Here is a 17,877-nt window from a genome sequence, read left to right on the forward strand (position 1 = left end):
CGACCGAAACCCGACGGCCAGGAGTAACAGCCAGCGATGTATCGAACGAAGATCACTAACCACAGCGACACCAGGGTCGTTCGATGATCGACCTGCGAATCGATGAGATCGCCGCAGCCGTCGACGGCACCCTCGTGGGGCCATCACATGCCGCGTCGCTCGTCGTGGGCGGCGACGTCGTCACCGACTCTCGGGAGGCCACGCCGGGGTCGATCTTCTTCGCCCTGCCCGGTGAGCTGTCCGATGGTCACCTCTTCGCCCAGGCGGCCATCGACGCCGGGGCGCTGCTGCTCGTCGTCGAGCGGGAGCTGTCGGTTTCCGTGCCGCAGATCGTCGTGGCCGACGGTGTGCTGGCACTGTCCGCCCTCGCCGGCGCCGTCGTGTCCGCAGTGAGGTCCACCGGTGACCTCAAGGTCGTCGCCGTGACCGGATCCAACGGCAAGACGACCACGAAGAACATGCTGTGGGCCATTCTCGCCGACCATGGCAGCACCGTCGCCCCGCTCGGATCGTTCAACAATGAGGTGGGAGCGCCCATCTCGATGCTCGGTATCACGGCATCCACTCGCTATCTCATCGTCGAGATGGGTGCGGATGCGGTGGGCGACATCACGAAGCTCGTCGCGATTGCGAAGCCTGACGTGGGTATCGTGCTGACCGTCGGTCTAGCACACGTCGGCAAGTTCGGCAGCCCTGAGGTGACCCAGCTCGCGAAGTCCGAAATGGTCAGAGATCTCGAGCCGACCGCCTGTGCGGTGCTGAATGCCGATGATGGACGTGTCAGCCGCATGGCTGATGTCACCTCGGCCCAGGTGTCGTGGTTCGGGCTGGATGCCTCGGCCGACGTCAGGGCGATCGATGTAGACACGACAGTCGACGGCACGTCCTTCACTCTCCAGGCCGATGGGCACTCGTACCCTGTGCAGTTGCGCATCCTGGGGGAGCACCACGTGACGAACGCCCTCGCGGCCATCACGGCGGCCCGGGCGCTGGGCATCGCTGTCGATGACGCTGTTCGCTCTCTCGAGGCCATGACCAGGGCCGAGCGCTGGCGCATGGAGCTGATCGAGAGTCCGGAGGGGATCGTCGTCATCAACGACGCGTACAACGCCAGCCCCGACTCCATGGCAGCGGCTCTGAAGACTCTCGCCCAGATCACCGGATCCGAGCGGCGGTCCTTCGCCGTGCTGGGGGAGATGGCCGAACTCGGCGACTTCGCCGACGAAGAGCACGACCGCATGGGCAGGCTCGCCGTGCGACTGAACGTGAAGCAGCTCGTGGTCGTCGGTCACAACGCGCGCCACATCCATAACGCCGCAGGGCTCGAAGGGTCGTGGGATGGCGAGTCGATTCTCGTCGACACGATCGACGAAGCCTACGACGTGCTGAGTGGCAAGTTGCGTAAGGGAGACGTCGTGCTCGTCAAGTCGTCCAAGTCCGCCGGTCTCCGGTTTCTGGGCGACAGGCTGGCCGGGATAACGCCATGATCGCGCTGCTCGTGGCCGGCGGAACCGGCCTTGTTTTCACGCTTTTTCTGACACCCCTGTTCATCAAGCTCTTCAATCGTCTGAAGTGGGGCCAGTTCATCCGGGATGACGGCCCACAGGCGCACCACACCAAACGTGGGACGCCGACCATGGGTGGGATCATCTTCATCCTCGGGTCGATAGTCGGTTACGTCGTCGGGCACATCGTCGGCAGGGTCGACATGACCCTCGTCGGCATGCTCGTGATCTTCCTGATGGTCGGTCTCGGCGCCGTTGGATTCCTCGACGACTTCCTGAAGACCCGCAACCAGCGCAGCCTCGGCCTCGGTGGATGGTCCAAGGTCCTGGGCCAGGTGATCGTCGCGGGGATTTTTGCCGCGATCGCGCTCAACTTCCGCGACGAGAATGGCCTGACTCCGGCATCCACCATGATCTCCGGGGTGCGTGACATTCCCTGGCTCGACTTTGCGACCTTCGGCCTGATCGGAGGGGGAATCGCCTTCGCCCTGTGGTCGACACTCATCATCGTGAGCGCGTCGAACGGTGTCAATGTCGCGGATGGCTTAGATGGACTTGCGACCGGAGCGGCAATTTTCGCGTTCTCGGCTTATATCTTCATCGGTTTCTGGCAGAACAATCAGTCATGCTTCTCGGCCCTCGAGCCCGGCGATGTCGCCTACTGCTACACCGTGCGCGACCCCCTCGACCTGGCCGTGATCGCCGCAGCCATCGTCGGCAGTCTCGTCGGATTCCTTTGGTACAACACCTCGCCGGCGCAGATTTTCATGGGCGACACCGGCTCACTCGGCCTGGGTGGAGCACTTGCGGCCCTCGCGATCCTCTCTCGTACCGAACTGTTGCTCGTGCTGATCGGTGGGCTGTTCCTCGTGGTCACCGGCTCGGTCATCCTGCAGCGTGCCTACTTCAAGGTGACGAAGGGCAAACGCATCTTCCTCATGAGCCCTCTGCACCATCACTTCGAGCTCAAGGGCTGGGCCGAGATCACCGTGGTGGTCAGATTCTGGATCATCGCCTCGCTCTTCGTGGCGGCCGGGGTCGGCATCTTCTATCTCGAATGGGTCACCCGATAGCCGTGCGCGATCTCGACACTCTCACCAGTTGGACGTCGGATTGGCGTGGCCTCAAAGTTGCGGTGCTGGGCCTCGGCGTTACAGGTTTTGCCGCTGCCGATACCCTCCTCGAGCTGGGCGCTGAGGTGCTCGTCGTCGCCGCATCTGCGGGAGACCTGCGTCGACAGATGCTCGACGTGGTTGGCGGACAGTTTGTCGAACACTCCGGCACCGACGAGATTCCAGCAGAACTCGCGGGCTTCGACGCCGAACTCGTGATCGTGTCACCCGGCTTCGGTCTCGATCACCCGCTCGTCGCCTGGGCATCGGCCGGCGGCATCCCGATCTGGGGCGATATCGAACTCGCGTGGCGTCTGCGCGACAAGGTGGGTGCGCCTGCCGAATGGATCGCCGTCACGGGCACGAACGGCAAGACGACCACGGTGCAGCTCGCGACGCACCTGCTGGTCGCGGGCGGTCTTCGTGCCGTACCCGCAGGAAATATCGGTGTTCCCGTGCTCGACGCGATCCGCGATCCCCAGGGTTTCGACGTGATCGTCGTCGAACTGTCGAGCTTCCAGCTGCACTGGATGCCCCGCTCCGGGCCCGGAGCGATCTCGCCCCTGGCGAGCGTCTGTCTCAATATCGCGGATGACCACCTCGACTGGCACGGTTCCCGCGACGCCTACGTGGATGCCAAGGCCACCGTGTACTTCAACACCAGGGTCGCCTGCGTTTACAACCGCGCCGACGTTGCCACCATGCACATGGTCGAAGAGGCTGACGTCATCGATGGCTGCCGGGCCGTCGGTTTCGGACTCGACACCCCGGGCCCGAGCGACCTGGGAATGGTCGACGGCATCATCGTCGATCGCGCGTTCCATGACGATCGCCACAATTCCGCAATAGAGCTCACCACACACGGTGAGCTCGCGGCTGTCGGGCTCGCGAGCCCTCACATGCTCGCCAACGTCCTGGCAGCGTCCGCACTGGCGCGGTGTGCCGGTGTCAGCGCGGAGGCCATCGCCAGCGCTCTGGCGACGTTCACCATCGATCACCATCGAACCGAGCTCGTCGCCACGGTGGATGGCGTGTCGTGGATCGATGATTCCAAGGCGACGAATTCCCACGCTGCAGACGCATCCCTTCGTGCGTTCGAGTCCGTGGTGTGGATTGTGGGTGGGCTCTTGAAGGGCGTCGACATTTCTGCGCTGGTGGCAGCGCACGCGGCCAGGCTGCGCGCGGTCGTCGTGATCGGTCTCAACCGTGAACCTGTGGTTGAAGCATTAGCGCGACACGCGCCACAGGTGCCGGTGTTCGAAGTGCTCGCAACAGAAACTGGTGAGGTGATGCCGCAAGCGGTGAAAGCTGCTGCCGGCGTCGCCGTGAACGGTGACACGGTTCTCATGGCGCCGGCTGCGGCATCGATGGACCAGTTCATCGATTACGCCGACCGTGGCAAGCGGTTCGCAGCAGCCGTGAATGATTACCTGGAAGGTGGCGCAGATGACGACGACCAGACCTCAGCGCACCCACCCACAGGGGCGCCCTAACCCGCAGTCAGGGCCGGGCCCGTCCAGCGCTCGAATTCCGCTCCGCCGCATCTTCGCCGCAGAGAACAGCAACTATTTCCTGCTTCTCGGCGTCACCCTGTTCCTCGTCATCTTCGGGCTCGTGATGGTGTTGTCGTCATCCACGATCGAGTCGTACATCGCCGAGCAGGGATTCTTCGGGCGCTTCGCGAGGCAGGGTCTCTTCGCGGTGATCGGGATCCCGCTCATGCTGGTCGCTTCCCGGATGCCATCGGGTTTCTGGAGAAAATGGGCCTGGCCGGCGCTTCTCCTGGGTGGCGGGCTGCAACTGCTCGTCTTCGTGCCCGGTATCGGCATCGTCTCCGGCGGTAACCGCAACTGGATCGGCATCGGTGGATTCACCGCCCAGCCCTCGGAGTTCGTGAAGATCGCCCTCATCGTCTGGGTGGCGTGGATCCTCTCCACAAAGCAGAGCGTGCTGGACGACTGGCGGCATGTTTTGCTGCCGATCGCTCCCATCTCAGCAGCCGCGATCGGCTTCGTGCTCATCGGTGGTGACCTCGGAACAGCTGCCGTGATGATCCTCATCCTGTTCGGTCTTCTCTATTTTGGCGGCGTGAAGCTGAGGTTCCTCGCTGTGGGCGCCGGGGCGATCGCGGTTCTCGCGTACCTCTTCTCGAAGGCGAACTCATCCAGGACCTCGCGAATTGAGATCTGGTTGAACGGATGCACCGCAGAGGACTATTCGGGATACTGCTGGCAACCCGAGCACGCCAACTGGGCACTCGCTGCCGGGGGCTGGTTCGGCAAGGGGCTCGGCAACTCGGTGGCGAAGTGGAACTGGTTGCCGGCCGCCAGCAGCGACTACATCTTCGCCATCATCGGGGAAGAACTCGGACTCATCGGGGCCATCGTGGTACTGGTGCTGTTCGTCGTGCTCGCCATCGCGTTCGTGAGGATCATCCGCGCGAGCACCGACAGTTTCGGCCGCATCGTCACGTCGGGCGTGATGGTCTGGGTCATCGGGCAGGCGTTCGTCAATATCGCCGTGGTGTTGGGGGTCTTGCCGGTGCTCGGGGTGCCGCTGCCCCTCATATCGGCGGGAGGAACAGCGCTGATCGCTAACCTGCTTGGTATTGGAATCGTGCTGTCGTTCGCTCGGACGACGTCGACGACACCGGAGCCGACCGTCGAGCAGAGTCCTGCCGAACGCTCGCGACTGCTCGCCGCGCAGCGACTACGCTCGCGGGCATGACCACATACCTTCTGGCTGGCGGTGGTACCGCTGGCCATGTCAATCCGTTGCTCGCGGTAGCCGACCGTCTTCGCGAACGAGAACCCGACTCCACCATCCTGGTGCTGGGCACCAAGGAAGGGCTCGAGGCCAGGCTCGTTCCCGAGCGCGGTTACGAATTATTGACGATCGATCGGGTGCCCATGCCCCGACGTCCTGACGCGAAAGCTCTCGAGTTCCCGCGAGCTCTCCGAGGCACGATCGACGCCGTCAGGCAGATCATCGTCGACCGTGGGGTGGAGGTGGTCGTCGGGTTCGGTGGCTACGTATCCGCGCCCGCCTACCTCGCGGCGAGGGCCGAGAACATTCCCCTGGTGATCCACGAGGCCAATGCGCGACCTGGCATGGCGAACCGTCTGGGTGCGATGTTCACAGGTTTCGTTGGCGTGGCGTTCGACGGCACGAAGATCAGGGGCGGCACGTTCGTCGGGATGCCACTTCGACGGGAGATCGAGCAGCTCGACAGGTTCGAGGCGCGGCGGGAGGGCATCCGATTCTTCGGGCTGGACGCGTCGAAGCCGACGCTGCTGGTGACGGGCGGATCGTCGGGAGCCCGAAGCATCAACGAAACCATGTCGGAGTCCGTCACGCTCGTTCTCGGTGCAGGGTGGCAGGTCATCCACGTCACGGGGGAGTACCGCGATGCCCTGCCCGATCCGAAGCTCGCCGGCTATGTCGTCGTGAAGTATATGGACCGAATGGACCTAGCCCTCGGGGTCGCCGACCTCGCACTGGGACGCTCGGGCACCTCCACCGTCGCCGAAGCGGCGGCACTCGGCATTCCTGCCGTGTTCGTTCCGTATCCGGTGGGCAATGGTGAGCAGCGACTCAACGCCCGCGGTCCGGTTGCCGCTGGCGGTGCCGTCGTCGTCTCCGATTCCGCCTTCACCCAAGAATGGGTCGCCGAACAGCTCGTGCCGTTGCTTCGGGACCGGGCGACCATCGCCGAGATGGCGGTTCGGATGGCAACCACCGGCGCGCTCGACGGCACAGACAGGATGGTCGAACTCATCGGCCGCGCCCTCGCGTCCAAATAGCGTCGACGGGGTAAAATCAGGCCAATGATCCATCCTGACCTCACCATGCCCTTGCCCACAGAACTGGGGGCCGTGCACTTCACGGGCATCGGCGGTAGCGGGATGAGCGGTATCGCCAGGCTTTTCCTATCCGCGGGTCACGCAGTGTCAGGGTCAGACCGCTCGGAGAACCACAACACCGAGAACCTGCGTGACCTGGGCGCGACGGTATTCATCGGTCACGACGCTTCCCACGTCGGTGCAGCGGATGCCCTTGTCTACACCGGCGCTCTCTGGCCGGATAATCCCGAGTACCTCGAGGCGGTTCGGCGCGGAATTCCGGTGTTGCACCGCTCGCAGGCGCTGGCCTGGCTGATCAACCACAAGCGGCTCGTCTCCGTGGCCGGTGCCCACGGCAAGACCACATCCACCGGCATGATCATCACGGCACTGCTCGCTCTCGATGCCGCGCCGAGCTTCGTGAACGGGGGAGTGATCCAGTCTCTCGGTGTCAGCTCGTCGTTCGGTGAGGGTGAGCTCTTCGTCGTGGAGGCCGACGAATCCGACGGATCTTTCCTGTTGTACGACACCGCGGTGGCGCTCATCACCAACGTCGACGCCGATCACCTGGATCACTACGGTAGCCATGACGCGTTCGACGCGGCCTTCGTGACGTTCGCCGAGCGCGCCAAAGAACTCGTCGTGGTATCCAGCGATGACCCGGGCGCCGTGCGCGTGACGGGCATGCTCGACCACCACAGAGTCCTGACCTTCGGTGAGGATGCCGCGGCAGATGTACGGCTGCACTCCGTGGTCACGGACGGTCCTGTGTCGTTCCGGATCTCGTGGCAGGGGCAGGATTACTCCGCCACCCTCACCGTTCCCGGTCACCACAACGCGCTGAACGCGGCAGGAGCGTTCGCCGTGCTCGTCGGGCTTGGTTATGACCCCACACGTTCCCTCGACGGCATCGCCACATTCGCCGGCACCGAGCGTCGATTCGAGCTCCACGGCACCGTGCGCGGCGTGAGCGTGTACGACGACTACGCTCACCATCCCACCGAGGTCGCCGCCGCTCTCGCAGCAGCGCGCAGCGTGGTGGGTGCGGGCAGGATCATCGCCGTGCACCAGCCTCATCTCTACAGCCGAACTCGCGACATGGCCGGAGAGTTTGCTGAGGCCTACGAAAAGCTCGCCGACCACACCATCGTTCTCGACGTGTTCGGTGCGAGGGAAGATCCGATCCCGGGGGTCACGGGAGCCACGGTGACCAAGCTTTTTGCCGACCAGGGCAGGGTGGATTACCTGCCGGACTGGCAGCAGGCCGCAGACCGGGCCGCCGAGATCGCGCAGGACGGCGACCTCATCATGACGCTGAGTTGCGGAGACGTGTACCGCATCGTTCCTCAGCTGTTGTCGTCGCTCGACGCCATCGGGCGGAGCTAGCCGGTGAAACGCCCCGACGGCTTCGATCCGAAGCCCAGCGATCCACCACCCCGGCGACCGAAGCTCTCGTCGTCACGACCTTCAGCGAAGCCGAAGCCGACGTCGAAGCCGACGACCCAGCGTCCGGCAGCGGTCGGCCGGGTGCCGTCGGCCGACTCTCCGATGGTCGCACCGGCCCCGATCGCATCGCCCCTGTTCGCTCAGGAGTCGGCGGGGACACCGTCGAAGCCGAGCCGGCCAGGGCGTTCACCCCGGTTGACTCGCGGTGCGTCCCGGCGTGCGTCGAGGCCGGATGCGTCGACCCGGGCTGAGATGCGACGCGCAGCTCGCGAGCGACGCAGGTTCGAACGAGCGGAGGTGCGGCGCTTCACGCGTCGAGCCCGCAACCGCAAGATCGGGGTCGCCGTGACAGGCGGGCTCCTCGCAACGGTGATCGGTCTCATTTTCGCGGCCGTCTATTCGCCGATCCTCGCCCTTCGCACGATCACGGTAGATGGAACATCCCGCATCGACGCCGCCGAAGTGCAAATCGCGGTCGACGGGCAACTCGGCACGCCGCTCGCCCTTCTCGACTATGACTCGATCACCACCGACCTCACGGTGTTTCCGTTGATTCGTAGCTATGTGACCGAAATAGTCCCGCCAGATACTCTTCGCATCCACATCACCGAGCGTGCGCCTGTCGGCTCGGTGAAGGTCGGCGAGATCTACGAACTCGTCGACCCGGCGGGAATCGTGCTGCAGCAGTCCGCGGAACGGATCGCCGGAATACCCATCCTCAACGTTCCCGGTGGCGACCTCACAGGACCCGCTTTCTCGTCGATGGTGGCGGTGTTGCTGGCGCTTCCGCCCGAGACGCTCGCACAGGTCGACAGTGTTACCGCGACCACCCAGGATGACGTTTCCCTCGTGCTCACGGGAGTCGGGCAGGGAGTCACGTGGGGCAGTGCCGATGATTCGGCGCGTAAAGCCACCCTGTTGAAGGCCCTGATCGGGCTCACCGATCCCAATCAGCCCGGAGTGTTCGACGTGTCTGCGCCCGGCAACGGGATCTTCCGACCGAGCTGACTCCGTCGATTCGAGCCCGCGGCGCGCCATTCGGGCGTGTACATGCGACACGCTGGAACCGTTGCGCTGTCTGCGCTCGTGGTCGACCTACTCTCAACACAGGAAATGCATACTGAGCATAACTTTACACCTCAACTAGAGGTTTAGAGTCTGCAACGGGCAGAGTGTGCAGCGCAGGGGCAGTGGAGGCCGGAACGTGACATCAAACCAGAACTACCTAGCGGTAATCAAGGTAGTAGGCATCGGCGGTGGCGGAGTGAACGCCGTCAACCGCATGATCGAGCTCGGCCTTCGTGGCGTCGAATTCATCGCCATCAATACGGATGCTCAGGCGCTGTTGATGAGCGACGCCGACGTCAAGCTCGATGTCGGTCGCGAACTGACCCGCGGGCTCGGCGCAGGCGCTGACCCCGAAGTCGGCCGTCGTGCCGCCGAGGACCACGCCGAAGAGATCGAAGAAGCGCTGGCAGGGGCCGACATGGTCTTCGTCACCGCCGGCGAGGGCGGCGGAACCGGTACCGGTGGCGCGCCTGTGGTTGCACGGATCGCGAAATCGATCGGCGCCCTGACGATCGGTGTGGTCACCAAGCCCTTCGGATTCGAGGGTAAGCGTCGTTCATCCCAGGCCGAAATCGGTGTCGAGAACCTCAAGAACGAGGTCGACACGCTCATTGTCGTGCCGAATGACCGGTTGCTCGAGATCAGCGATCGCGGCATCAGCATGCTCGAAGCATTCGCCACAGCAGACCAGGTCCTGCTCGCCGGTGTGCAGGGCATCACCGACCTGATCACCACGCCCGGGCTGATCAACCTCGACTTCGCCGACGTCAAGTCGGTCATGCAGGGGGCCGGTTCCGCGCTCATGGGCATCGGTTCCGCCCGGGGTGCAGATCGCGCCATCAAGGCAGCCGAACTCGCTGTGGCTTCCCCACTCCTCGAGGCGTCCATCGAGGGAGCTCACGGGGTGTTGCTGTCGATCCAGGGCGGCTCGAACCTGGGAATCTTCGAGATCAACGACGCGGCCAGGCTCGTGCAGGAGGCCGTGCATCCCGAGGCGAACATCATCTTCGGTGCGGTCATCGACGACACCCTCGGAGACGAGGTGCGTGTGACAGTCATCGCCGCCGGATTCGACGGAGGCACTCCTCAGGTAAAGCCCGGCGAGGTCAGGCGCACGAACTATGTGATCCCCGAAGACGGCGCCACTGGCGCCACCGTCGAGTCACCCGAGGTCAAGCCGCCGCTGGCAGAAACGCAGCCATGGTCGCCGGAGCCGAGCCTGGTACGCGCGGCGCCGGTCGATCGCAGCTTCGATGATGACGATTCAGACCTCGACATCCCCGATTTCCTCAAGTAGACATCCATGACTGCAACGGCGTCGCTGGCCGAACGGCTCGATGCTGTGCGGTCGGGCGTCGCGGATGCCGCACGCGAGGCTGACCGGGATGTCGCCGAGGTGACGACCATCGTCGTCACCAAGTTCCATCCTGCATCCATGGTGCGGGAACTGCACGACCTGGGTGTACGGGATTTCGGAGAGTCCCGCCACCAGGAGGCCCAGCCCAAAGTCGCGGAGCTGTCAGAGCTCGATGCGACCTGGCATTTCATCGGTCAGTTACAGTCGAAGAAGGCTCGACAGGTCGCAGGCTATGTGGATGTAGTCCACTCGATGGATCGGGATTCGCTGGCTGCTGCTCTCGCCGGCAACACTCTCGACGTGTTCATCCAGGTGAACCTGACTGATGATCCTGGCCGCGGCGGTGTCGATCCCGAGGGAATCCATCAGCTTGCCGAGCACGTGCTCGACGCGGAAGGACTCGAACTCAGAGGACTCATGGCGGTGGCGCCACTGGGCCGCGAACCACGGCAGGCGTTCGCCACCGTCAGGGAACTGTCGGAACGGCTCAGATCGATTGCGCCGCGGGCAGACGCCCTGTCTATAGGCATGTCGGGTGACTACCGCGAAGCGATACTCGAAGGCGCGACACACCTGCGCATCGGCACGGCAATCACGGGTAATCGGCCCACTGCCGGTTAATCTCGATCTACAAGCTTCACCACTCGGAGGAATAAAATGGCAAATCCACTGCGCAAGACCATGGTCTACCTGGGCCTCGCGGATGAGGACTACGACTACGAGCAGGCCCCGTCTGCTCCGGTCGCGCCGGTTGCCCACCACACCCCGACTCCGGCGGCTAATCGCGCGCCGGTCACACCCATGCGTCGCTCCGGCAGCGCCCGACCGGCGGTTACCGAGATGAACGAGATCCTGACAGTCCACCCGCGCCAGTACAAGGACGCGCAGGTCATCGCCGAGAACTTCCGCGAGGGCATCCCGGTCATCATCAACCTCTCCCAGATGAGTGAGCAGGATGCCCGTCGCCTCATCGACTTCGCCAGTGGCCTGTCGCAGGGCCTCTATGGCAAGATCGAGCGTGTGACGAGCAAGGTCTTCCTGCTGTCACCGGCTCACGTGGCCGTCAGTGGTGACCACGCTGAGCCCGAGTCCGACGTGGACGCGTCGTTCTTCGCGCAGCAGTAAACTGTCAGGGTGACAACAGTTTCACCCGTCTCCATCATCGCCGTGGTCATCACGGTGGCTCTGTCGATCTTCATCGTCATGATGTGGGGCAGATTCATTCTCGATCTCGCCCGAACGTTTGCGCGCCGCTGGAGGCCTCAGGGCTTCCTGCTCGTGATCGCCGAGGCGGTCTTCGTGGTTACGGATCCACCGATCAAGCTGGTGAGACGAGGAGTTCCTCCGCTGCGTATCGGTGGTGCGGCCATCGACTTCTCGTGGAGCATCGTGATGCTGGCGGCGATCATCCTCAATTCGATCGTCGGCGGATTCATCTGATCACTGCGGTGATTCTCCTGCCGAGTATGTCGTTGTACTGTGGATAAGGAATTCTGTAACACCGCGTGGACAAGACGTGGGTTCCACATGACCACAGTGCGTAGAATAACGTGCGTTGGCTCAATTTCACGTAGACGTTGAACGTCTCGAGAACAACAAGAAAGAGTGTGAGGTGGCGGCGATGGCTTTAACTCCTGAAGACGTTGTGAACAAAAGGTTCCAACCGACGAAGTTCCGTGAGGGATACGACCAGGACGAAGTCGATGACTTCCTCGACGAGGTAGTCGTCGAGTTGCGTCGACTCAACCAGGAGAACGAGGAGCTGCGCCAGCGACTCATCGCCAGCGACTCCCGCATCAACGACCTGCAGCGCTCCGGCGCCCAGGCCGCCCCGGTCCAGGCCGCTCCGAGCTTCGTCCAGCAGCCGGAGCCAGCGGTCATCGAGCCGGCTCCCGTTGCTGCCTCTGCCCCTGTGGCGGTCCAGCAGGCGCCAGCACCCGCCTCATCGATGGACACCTCAGACACCGGTGGCACCAACAACCTGCTGCAGCTCGCTCGCCGACTGCACGAAGAGCACGTCCGTGAGGGCGTCGAGAAGCGTGATGCGCTCATCGCCGAAGGACACGCCACCGCGGCCAGGATCGTCGAAGAGTCCGAGAGCGGTCACCGCGCCCAGATCGAGATCCTCGACCAGGAGCGCCAGAAGCTCGAGCACCGCGTCGATGAGCTCCGCAACTTCGAGCGCGAGTACCGCCAGAAGCTCAAGGGCTACATCGAGGGCCAGTTGCGTGAGCTTGACAACGATGCCAACGTCCTGACGTCGTCGCAGGGTGCTTCGAGCGCCTTCGTCGATGCTCCGGCGTCGGACGCTCCCGAGTTCGCCGACGCGTCGGCCGGTGCGGACCACCAGGCACAGGATGGCACGCAGCCTCCCGCGAACTTCCCAGGTTTTGCCGGAAACTGAATCACAGCAGACAACGGCCGGTAATCGCGGGGTGAGCAGGAGCGCCCTCGCGATACTGGCCGTTGTTGCTGTGTTCGCGTATTCCGTCGACCGGGTCAGCAAGATCCTCGTCGTCGACAACCTCCCCCTCGGAGAGCCCGTCGATGTCCTCGGTCAACTGCTCCAGTTCAGGTACGTCGAGAACCCTGGGGCTGCGTTCTCCCTCGGTTCAGGCTCCACCTGGGTCTTCGCCATCATCGCCGCACTCGTGGCGATCTTCATCGTCTTCTTCGCGCGGCGCATCCGCTCGACCGCCTGGGCGGTGTTGTTCGGGATGCTGCTAGGCGGGAACCTGGGCAACCTCACGGATCGATTGACCAGGCCTCCGGGATTCGGCGTGGGTCATGTCGTCGACTTCCTGCAGGTGTACGGCTTCCCCGCCATCTTCAATGTCGCCGACGTGGCCATTGTGTCGAGCATGGGCCTTTTCATCCTGCTGACGATTCGCGGAGTCGGGCTCGACGGAAAACGCACCCCGAAGGAAGGGAAACCGCTTACGGGCGCGTCCCAGGATCGACCGGCAGCGGATTCCGCGACACCGACGGACCAGGGCTGACCGTGGAATCCCGCAGTCTTCCCGTTCCGGATGGGCTCGCCGGCGAGCGGGTGGATTCCGCCATAGCCAAGCTCCTCGGGTTCTCGCGAACTTTCGCGGCCGAGGTCGCTGAACTCGGCGGGGTGCAGCTCGACGGCCGTGTACTGGCAAAGTCGGATCGGCTGGTGTCCGGAGGCTGGCTCGAGGTCACCTGGAAGTCGAAGGTCGAGCCATCCATCATTCCGATCATCGTGGAGGATCTCGGGATCGTCTGGGACGATGACGACATTGTCGTGGTCGACAAGCCGGCCGGAGTGGCGGCACATCCCTCCGTGGGGTGGGACGGGCCGACTGTACTCGGCGCGCTGGCGGGAGCTGGATTCCGGATCGCGACCTCCGGTGCGGCTGAGCGAGCGGGAATCGTCCACAGGCTCGATGTCGGGACCAGTGGACTGATGGTCGTCGCGAAGACGGAGTCCGCGTACACGGCACTCAAGCGGGCGTTTCATGATCGCGAAGTGCACAAGATCTATCACGCCGTCGTGCAGGGGCATCCCGATCCCCTCACGGGCACCATCGATGCACCCATCGGTCGCCACCCCGGAGCGAGCTGGAAATTCGCCATCACCGCCGACGGCAAGTCGAGTGTGACCCACTACGAGACCCTCGAAGCGTTCCCGTCTGCATCCCTCCTCGAGATCGAGCTCGAGACTGGGCGGACCCATCAGATCCGGGTGCACATGGCGGCCCAGCGGCACCCCTGCGTCGGTGACACGATGTACGGCGCAGACCCCACGATCTCAGCGAAACTCGGGCTCAGCAGGCAATGGCTGCATGCCAAGCGCCTGGGCTTCGAGCACCCGGCAACGCGCGAGCCCGTCGAGTTCCAGAGCCCGTATCCGACCGACCTTCAACACGCACTTGAGGTGCTTCGAGCCGACTAGATAGCCAACCCGGGCGCGTCAGTTTTTCGCCCCGCCGAGGCGGGCTTATGGTGGTTCCACCCCCTCGAGCAAGTGAAGAGAACCAGTGGCATCCAGCGATTCCTTCGTGCACCTTCATGTGCACAGCGAGTATTCGATGCTGGACGGCGCGGCCAGGATCGGGCCCCTCATGGAGGCCGCGGCAAACGAGAAGATGCCCGCCATCGCCGTAACCGACCACGGCAACATGTTCGGTGCTTACGAGTTCTGGAAGCAGGCTACGGCCAACGGCATCAAGCCGATCATCGGCACAGAGGCCTACATCACACCGGGCACACCCCGGCAGGAGAAGACCCGCATCCGCTGGGGGCAGAACCACCAGAACCAGGATGACGTCGGCGGTTCAGGCTCGTACACCCACATGACGCTGCTCTCCGAGAACAACGAGGGCATGCACAACCTCTTCAGGCTGTCGTCGCTGGCCTCCATCGAGGGCTTCTACTTCAAGCCGCGGATGGACCGCGAACTGCTCAGTCAGTACGGCAAGGGCATCATCGCCACGACCGGGTGCGTCGGTGGCGAGGTGCAGACGCGCCTGAGACTCGGTCAGTACGAGGAGGCGCGGCAGGCGGCATCCGACTTCCGCGACATCTTCGGCGCCGGCAATTTCTACGCCGAGATCATGGATCACGGCATCGACATCGAGAAGCGCACGATGAACGACCTGTTGCGTCTCGCGAAAGAGCTCGACCTGCCCCTCGTCGCCACGAACGACCTGCACTACACCCACGCTCACGATTCCACGGCGCATGCCGCCCTGCTGTGCGTGCAATCGGCGTCGACGCTCGACGATCCCAACCGCTTCAAGTTCGATTCAGACGAGTTCTACCTCAAGAGCGCAGCACAGATGCGGCACCTCTTCCGCGACTACCCCGAGGCCTGCGACAACACTCTGCTCATCGCGGAGCGCTGCGAGGTCAACTTCGAGCACCGCGATCTCATGCCCCGATTCCCCGTCCCCGAGGGCGAGACCGAGGCGAGCTGGTTCGAGAAAGAGGTCGCTGTAGGGATGATGCGCCGGTTCAAGGACGCGCCATCCGAAGCTCACCTCGCTCAGGCGAAATACGAAGTCGATGTCATCAAGCAGATGGGGTTCCCCGGCTACTTCCTGGTCGTCGCCGACTTCATCGCCTGGGCCAAGGCACAGGGCATCCGTGTCGGTCCCGGTCGAGGTTCAGCTGCCGGTTCCATGGCGTCGTACGCGATGGGGATCACCGAACTCGACCCGATCGCCCACGGACTCATCTTCGAGCGATTCCTCAACCCCGAGCGCGTGTCGATGCCCGACGTGGACGTCGACTTCGACGACCGTCGCCGTGGCGAGGTCATCCGGTACGTCACGGAGAAGTACGGTGACGACCGCGTCGCCCAGATCGTCACCTACGGCACGATCAAGGCCAAGCAGGCGCTCAAGGACTCGTCACGAGTGCTGGGAATGCCGTACTCGGTGGGGGAGAAGCTCACCAAGGCGATGCCGCCGCCCGTGATGGGCAAGGACATGCCCCTCGGCGACATCCACAACAAGGACGCCGATCGCTATAAAGAGGCAGGGGACATCCGGGCTCTCATCGAGACGGATGGCGAGGCCGCCAGGGTATTCGAGACGGCGAAGGGCATCGAGAACCTCAAGCGCCAGTGGGGCGTGCACGCTGCCGGCGTGATCATGTCTGCGGAGCCGCTGCTCGATGTGCTTCCCATCATGAAGCGCGAGGACGACGGCGCGATCATCACCCAGTTCGACCAGCCGCCGCTCGAGTCGCTCGGCCTGATCAAGATGGACTTCCTGGGTCTGCGCAACCTCACGGTCATCGAGGATGCCCTTCGCATGATCGAGGCCAACACCGGCACGCGGCTCGTCATCGAGGATCTCGATCTCGACGCGGACCAGGCGACCTACGACCTGCTCGCCCGCGGTGACACTCTCGGCGTCTTCCAGTTGGATGGCGGTGCCATGCGCGCGCTGCTCAAGCAACTGAAACCCACGAACTTCGAAGACATCTCGGCTGTCATCGCGCTGTATCGACCCGGTCCCATGGGTATGAACTCGCACACGAACTATGCGCTGCGCAAAAATGACCTTCAGACGATCGACGCCATCCATCCCGAACTCGAAGAGCCCCTGCGTGACATCCTCGGCACCACGTTCGGTCTGATCGTCTACCAGGAGCAGGTGATGTCGGTCGCGCAGAAGGTCGCCGGCTTCTCGCTCGGGCAGGCCGACGTTCTCCGGCGCGCGATGGGCAAGAAGAAGAAGAGCGAGCTCGACAAGCAATTCGCTGACTTCGAGGGCGGCATGGTCGCCAATGGCTACAGCAAGCAGGCGGTGAAGGTGTTGTGGGAGACCCTCATGCCGTTTGCCGATTACGCGTTCAACAAGGCCCACAGCGCCGGATACGGCGTGCTGAGCTACTGGACCGCCTACCTCAAGGCGAACCACCCAGCCGAGTACATGGCGGCCCTGCTCACCAGCGTCGGTGACTCGAAGGACAAGCTCGGAATGTACCTGAGCGAGTGCCGTCGCATGGGTATCAAAGTGCTCGCCCCCGACGTCAACGAATCGTCGGTCGACTTCACCGCGGTGCCGGCAGAGGGCACGAGGGGGGACGTGAGGTTCGGTCTCGGAGCCGTGCGTAACGTCGGATTCAACGTGGTCGAGGCGATCTCGAAGGCCCGCACGGAGAAGGGACGTTTCACGTCGTTCCACGACTTCCTGCGCAAGGTCCCCCTGCAGGTGGCGAATAAGCGCACTGTCGAGTCCCTGATCAAGGCCGGGGCGTTCGACTCGCTCGGAGCCACGCGGCGGGCGCTCGTGGAGATCCACGAATCGGCTGTCGATGGAGCAGCAAGCGAGAAGCGCGCAGAGGCGAACGGGCAGGTTGGTTTCGACTTCGACAGCCTGTGGGACGAGCCGGAGCAAGCCGAGCACGTTCCCGACCGCCCGGAGTGGGCCAAGCGCGACAAGCTGGCCTTCGAGCGCGAGATGCTCGGTCTGTACGTCTCGGATCATCCGCTTGCCGGGCTCGAAATCGCCCTCGCGAAGCACCAGACGGCATCCATTACCGAGATCATGGGCGGCGATGTCGCTGGCGATGGCGAGCATGTGACCATCGCCGGGCTCATCACCAGCGTGCAGCATCGCGTCGCCAGGAACAGCGGCAACCAGTACGGCATCATCACAGTCGAGGATTTCGCTGGCGAGATCAGCGTCATGTTCCTGGGCAAGACCTACCAGGAGTTCTCACCGGGGCTCACGAACGACGCCATCGTCGTCGTACGCGGGCGAGTGAGCGTTCGTGACGACGGCATGAACCTGCACGCGGTGAGCATGTTCGTGCCTGACACCGGTTCCAGCCTCGGGTCGGGTCCGATCGTGATCGCGGTGCAGGAGACGAGGGCGACGACGGAGATCGTGACGGCGCTCAACGACGTGTTGATTCGTCACTCCGGCGCAAACGAGGTGCGGCTGAAGCTCATCCGTGGAGACACGGCCCGGGTGTTCGAGATCCCGTATCCCGTGACGGTCTCTGCCGACCTGTACGGAGAGCTCAAGACCCTGCTCGGCCCGAACTGTCTCACGTAGGCGTTC

Annotated in this window: 15 protein-coding genes; all 15 read left to right on the forward strand. The window is 63.8% G+C overall.

The genetic code is table 11. The features are described 5' to 3' along the window. Positions 1-83: 83 nt before the first annotated feature. The 15 genes from IWX81_RS02160 (at position 84) to dnaE (ending at position 17,871) form a co-directional block, all read left to right on the forward strand. A complete protein-coding gene (locus IWX81_RS02160) occupies positions 84-1,487 on the forward strand; it encodes a UDP-N-acetylmuramoyl-tripeptide--D-alanyl-D-alanine ligase (protein WP_199279625.1) in 1,404 nt (467 codons plus the stop codon). Continuing rightward, entirely contained in the window at positions 1,484-2,578 is a 1,095-nt protein-coding gene (gene mraY, locus IWX81_RS02165; RefSeq protein WP_199279626.1) for a phospho-N-acetylmuramoyl-pentapeptide-transferase, read from the forward strand. The genes IWX81_RS02160 and mraY overlap by 4 nt, the downstream gene beginning before the upstream one ends. Then, positions 2,563-4,110, forward strand: coding sequence for a UDP-N-acetylmuramoyl-L-alanine--D-glutamate ligase (gene murD, locus IWX81_RS02170; protein WP_199279627.1), 1,548 nt, complete (start codon positions 2,563-2,565; stop codon positions 4,108-4,110). Before mraY ends, murD begins: the two co-directional genes overlap by 16 nt. Then, entirely contained in the window at positions 4,064-5,344 is a 1,281-nt protein-coding gene (ftsW, locus tag IWX81_RS02175; protein ID WP_199279628.1) for a putative lipid II flippase FtsW, read from the forward strand. Before murD ends, ftsW begins: the two co-directional genes overlap by 47 nt. Beyond that, complete coding sequence (locus IWX81_RS02180) at positions 5,341-6,420, forward strand: UDP-N-acetylglucosamine--N-acetylmuramyl-(pentapeptide) pyrophosphoryl-undecaprenol N-acetylglucosamine transferase (protein WP_199279629.1); 1,080 nt, start codon at positions 5,341-5,343, stop codon at positions 6,418-6,420. The genes ftsW and IWX81_RS02180 overlap by 4 nt, the downstream gene beginning before the upstream one ends. Before the next feature lie 24 nt (positions 6,421-6,444). Continuing rightward, positions 6,445-7,845, forward strand: a complete 1,401-nt coding sequence (gene murC, locus IWX81_RS02185) for a UDP-N-acetylmuramate--L-alanine ligase (RefSeq protein WP_199279630.1) — start codon at positions 6,445-6,447, stop codon at positions 7,843-7,845. Positions 7,846-8,202: 357 nt separating this feature from the next. Next, positions 8,203-8,913 carry an FtsQ-type POTRA domain-containing protein gene (locus IWX81_RS02190; protein ID WP_334592738.1) on the forward strand — a complete coding sequence of 237 codons (711 nt, stop codon included), beginning with the start codon at positions 8,203-8,205 and terminating at the stop codon, positions 8,911-8,913. Between the two features lie 196 nt (positions 8,914-9,109). Further along, positions 9,110-10,270 carry a cell division protein FtsZ gene (gene ftsZ, locus IWX81_RS02195; protein WP_199279632.1) on the forward strand — a complete coding sequence of 387 codons (1,161 nt, stop codon included), beginning with the start codon at positions 9,110-9,112 and terminating at the stop codon, positions 10,268-10,270. Between the two features lie 6 nt (positions 10,271-10,276). After that, positions 10,277-10,951 (forward strand): YggS family pyridoxal phosphate-dependent enzyme, encoded by a 675-nt coding sequence (locus tag IWX81_RS02200; protein ID WP_199279633.1) that lies wholly within the window; start codon positions 10,277-10,279, stop codon positions 10,949-10,951. A gap of 36 nt (positions 10,952-10,987) precedes the next feature. After that, positions 10,988-11,455, forward strand: a complete 468-nt coding sequence (locus IWX81_RS02205; RefSeq protein WP_199279634.1) for a cell division protein SepF — start codon at positions 10,988-10,990, stop codon at positions 11,453-11,455. Positions 11,456-11,464: 9 nt separating this feature from the next. After that, positions 11,465-11,770, forward strand: coding sequence for a YggT family protein (locus IWX81_RS02210; RefSeq protein ID WP_334592740.1), 306 nt, complete (start codon positions 11,465-11,467; stop codon positions 11,768-11,770). 181 nt (positions 11,771-11,951) lie between these two features. After that, a complete protein-coding gene (locus IWX81_RS02215; RefSeq protein WP_199279635.1) occupies positions 11,952-12,734 on the forward strand; it encodes a DivIVA domain-containing protein in 783 nt (260 codons plus the stop codon). A gap of 31 nt (positions 12,735-12,765) precedes the next feature. Then, entirely contained in the window at positions 12,766-13,329 is a 564-nt protein-coding gene (gene lspA / locus IWX81_RS02220) for a signal peptidase II (RefSeq protein ID WP_334592744.1), read from the forward strand. Positions 13,330-13,331: 2 nt separating this feature from the next. After that, complete coding sequence (locus IWX81_RS02225; protein WP_199279637.1) at positions 13,332-14,252, forward strand: RluA family pseudouridine synthase; 921 nt, start codon at positions 13,332-13,334, stop codon at positions 14,250-14,252. An 85-nt stretch (positions 14,253-14,337) separates the two neighbouring features. After that, positions 14,338-17,871 carry a DNA polymerase III subunit alpha gene (dnaE, locus tag IWX81_RS02230; protein WP_199279638.1) on the forward strand — a complete coding sequence of 1,178 codons (3,534 nt, stop codon included), beginning with the start codon at positions 14,338-14,340 and terminating at the stop codon, positions 17,869-17,871. Positions 17,872-17,877: the final 6 nt, after the last annotated feature.

It is taken from the genome of Salinibacterium sp. CAN_S4 (assembly GCF_015752305.1).
Lineage (GTDB): Bacteria > Actinomycetota > Actinomycetes > Actinomycetales > Microbacteriaceae > Rhodoglobus.

Excerpts from the sequence above, each read along its gene's own strand:
- IWX81_RS02160 (WP_199279625.1), top strand. The coding sequence starts at position 84 with ATGATCGACCTGCGAATCGATGAGATCGCCGCAGCCGTCGACGGCACC.
- mraY (WP_199279626.1), top strand. The coding sequence starts at position 1,484 with ATGATCGCGCTGCTCGTGGCCGGCGGAACCGGCCTTGTTTTCACGCTT.
- murD (WP_199279627.1), top strand. The coding sequence starts at position 2,563 with ATGGGTCACCCGATAGCCGTGCGCGATCTCGACACTCTCACCAGTTGG.
- ftsW (WP_199279628.1), top strand. The coding sequence starts at position 4,064 with ATGACGACGACCAGACCTCAGCGCACCCACCCACAGGGGCGCCCTAAC.
- IWX81_RS02180 (WP_199279629.1), top strand. The coding sequence starts at position 5,341 with ATGACCACATACCTTCTGGCTGGCGGTGGTACCGCTGGCCATGTCAAT.
- murC (WP_199279630.1), top strand. The coding sequence starts at position 6,445 with ATGATCCATCCTGACCTCACCATGCCCTTGCCCACAGAACTGGGGGCC.
- IWX81_RS02200 (WP_199279633.1), top strand. The coding sequence starts at position 10,277 with ATGACTGCAACGGCGTCGCTGGCCGAACGGCTCGATGCTGTGCGGTCG.
- IWX81_RS02205 (WP_199279634.1), top strand. The coding sequence starts at position 10,988 with ATGGCAAATCCACTGCGCAAGACCATGGTCTACCTGGGCCTCGCGGAT.
- IWX81_RS02215 (WP_199279635.1), top strand. The coding sequence starts at position 11,952 with ATGGCTTTAACTCCTGAAGACGTTGTGAACAAAAGGTTCCAACCGACG.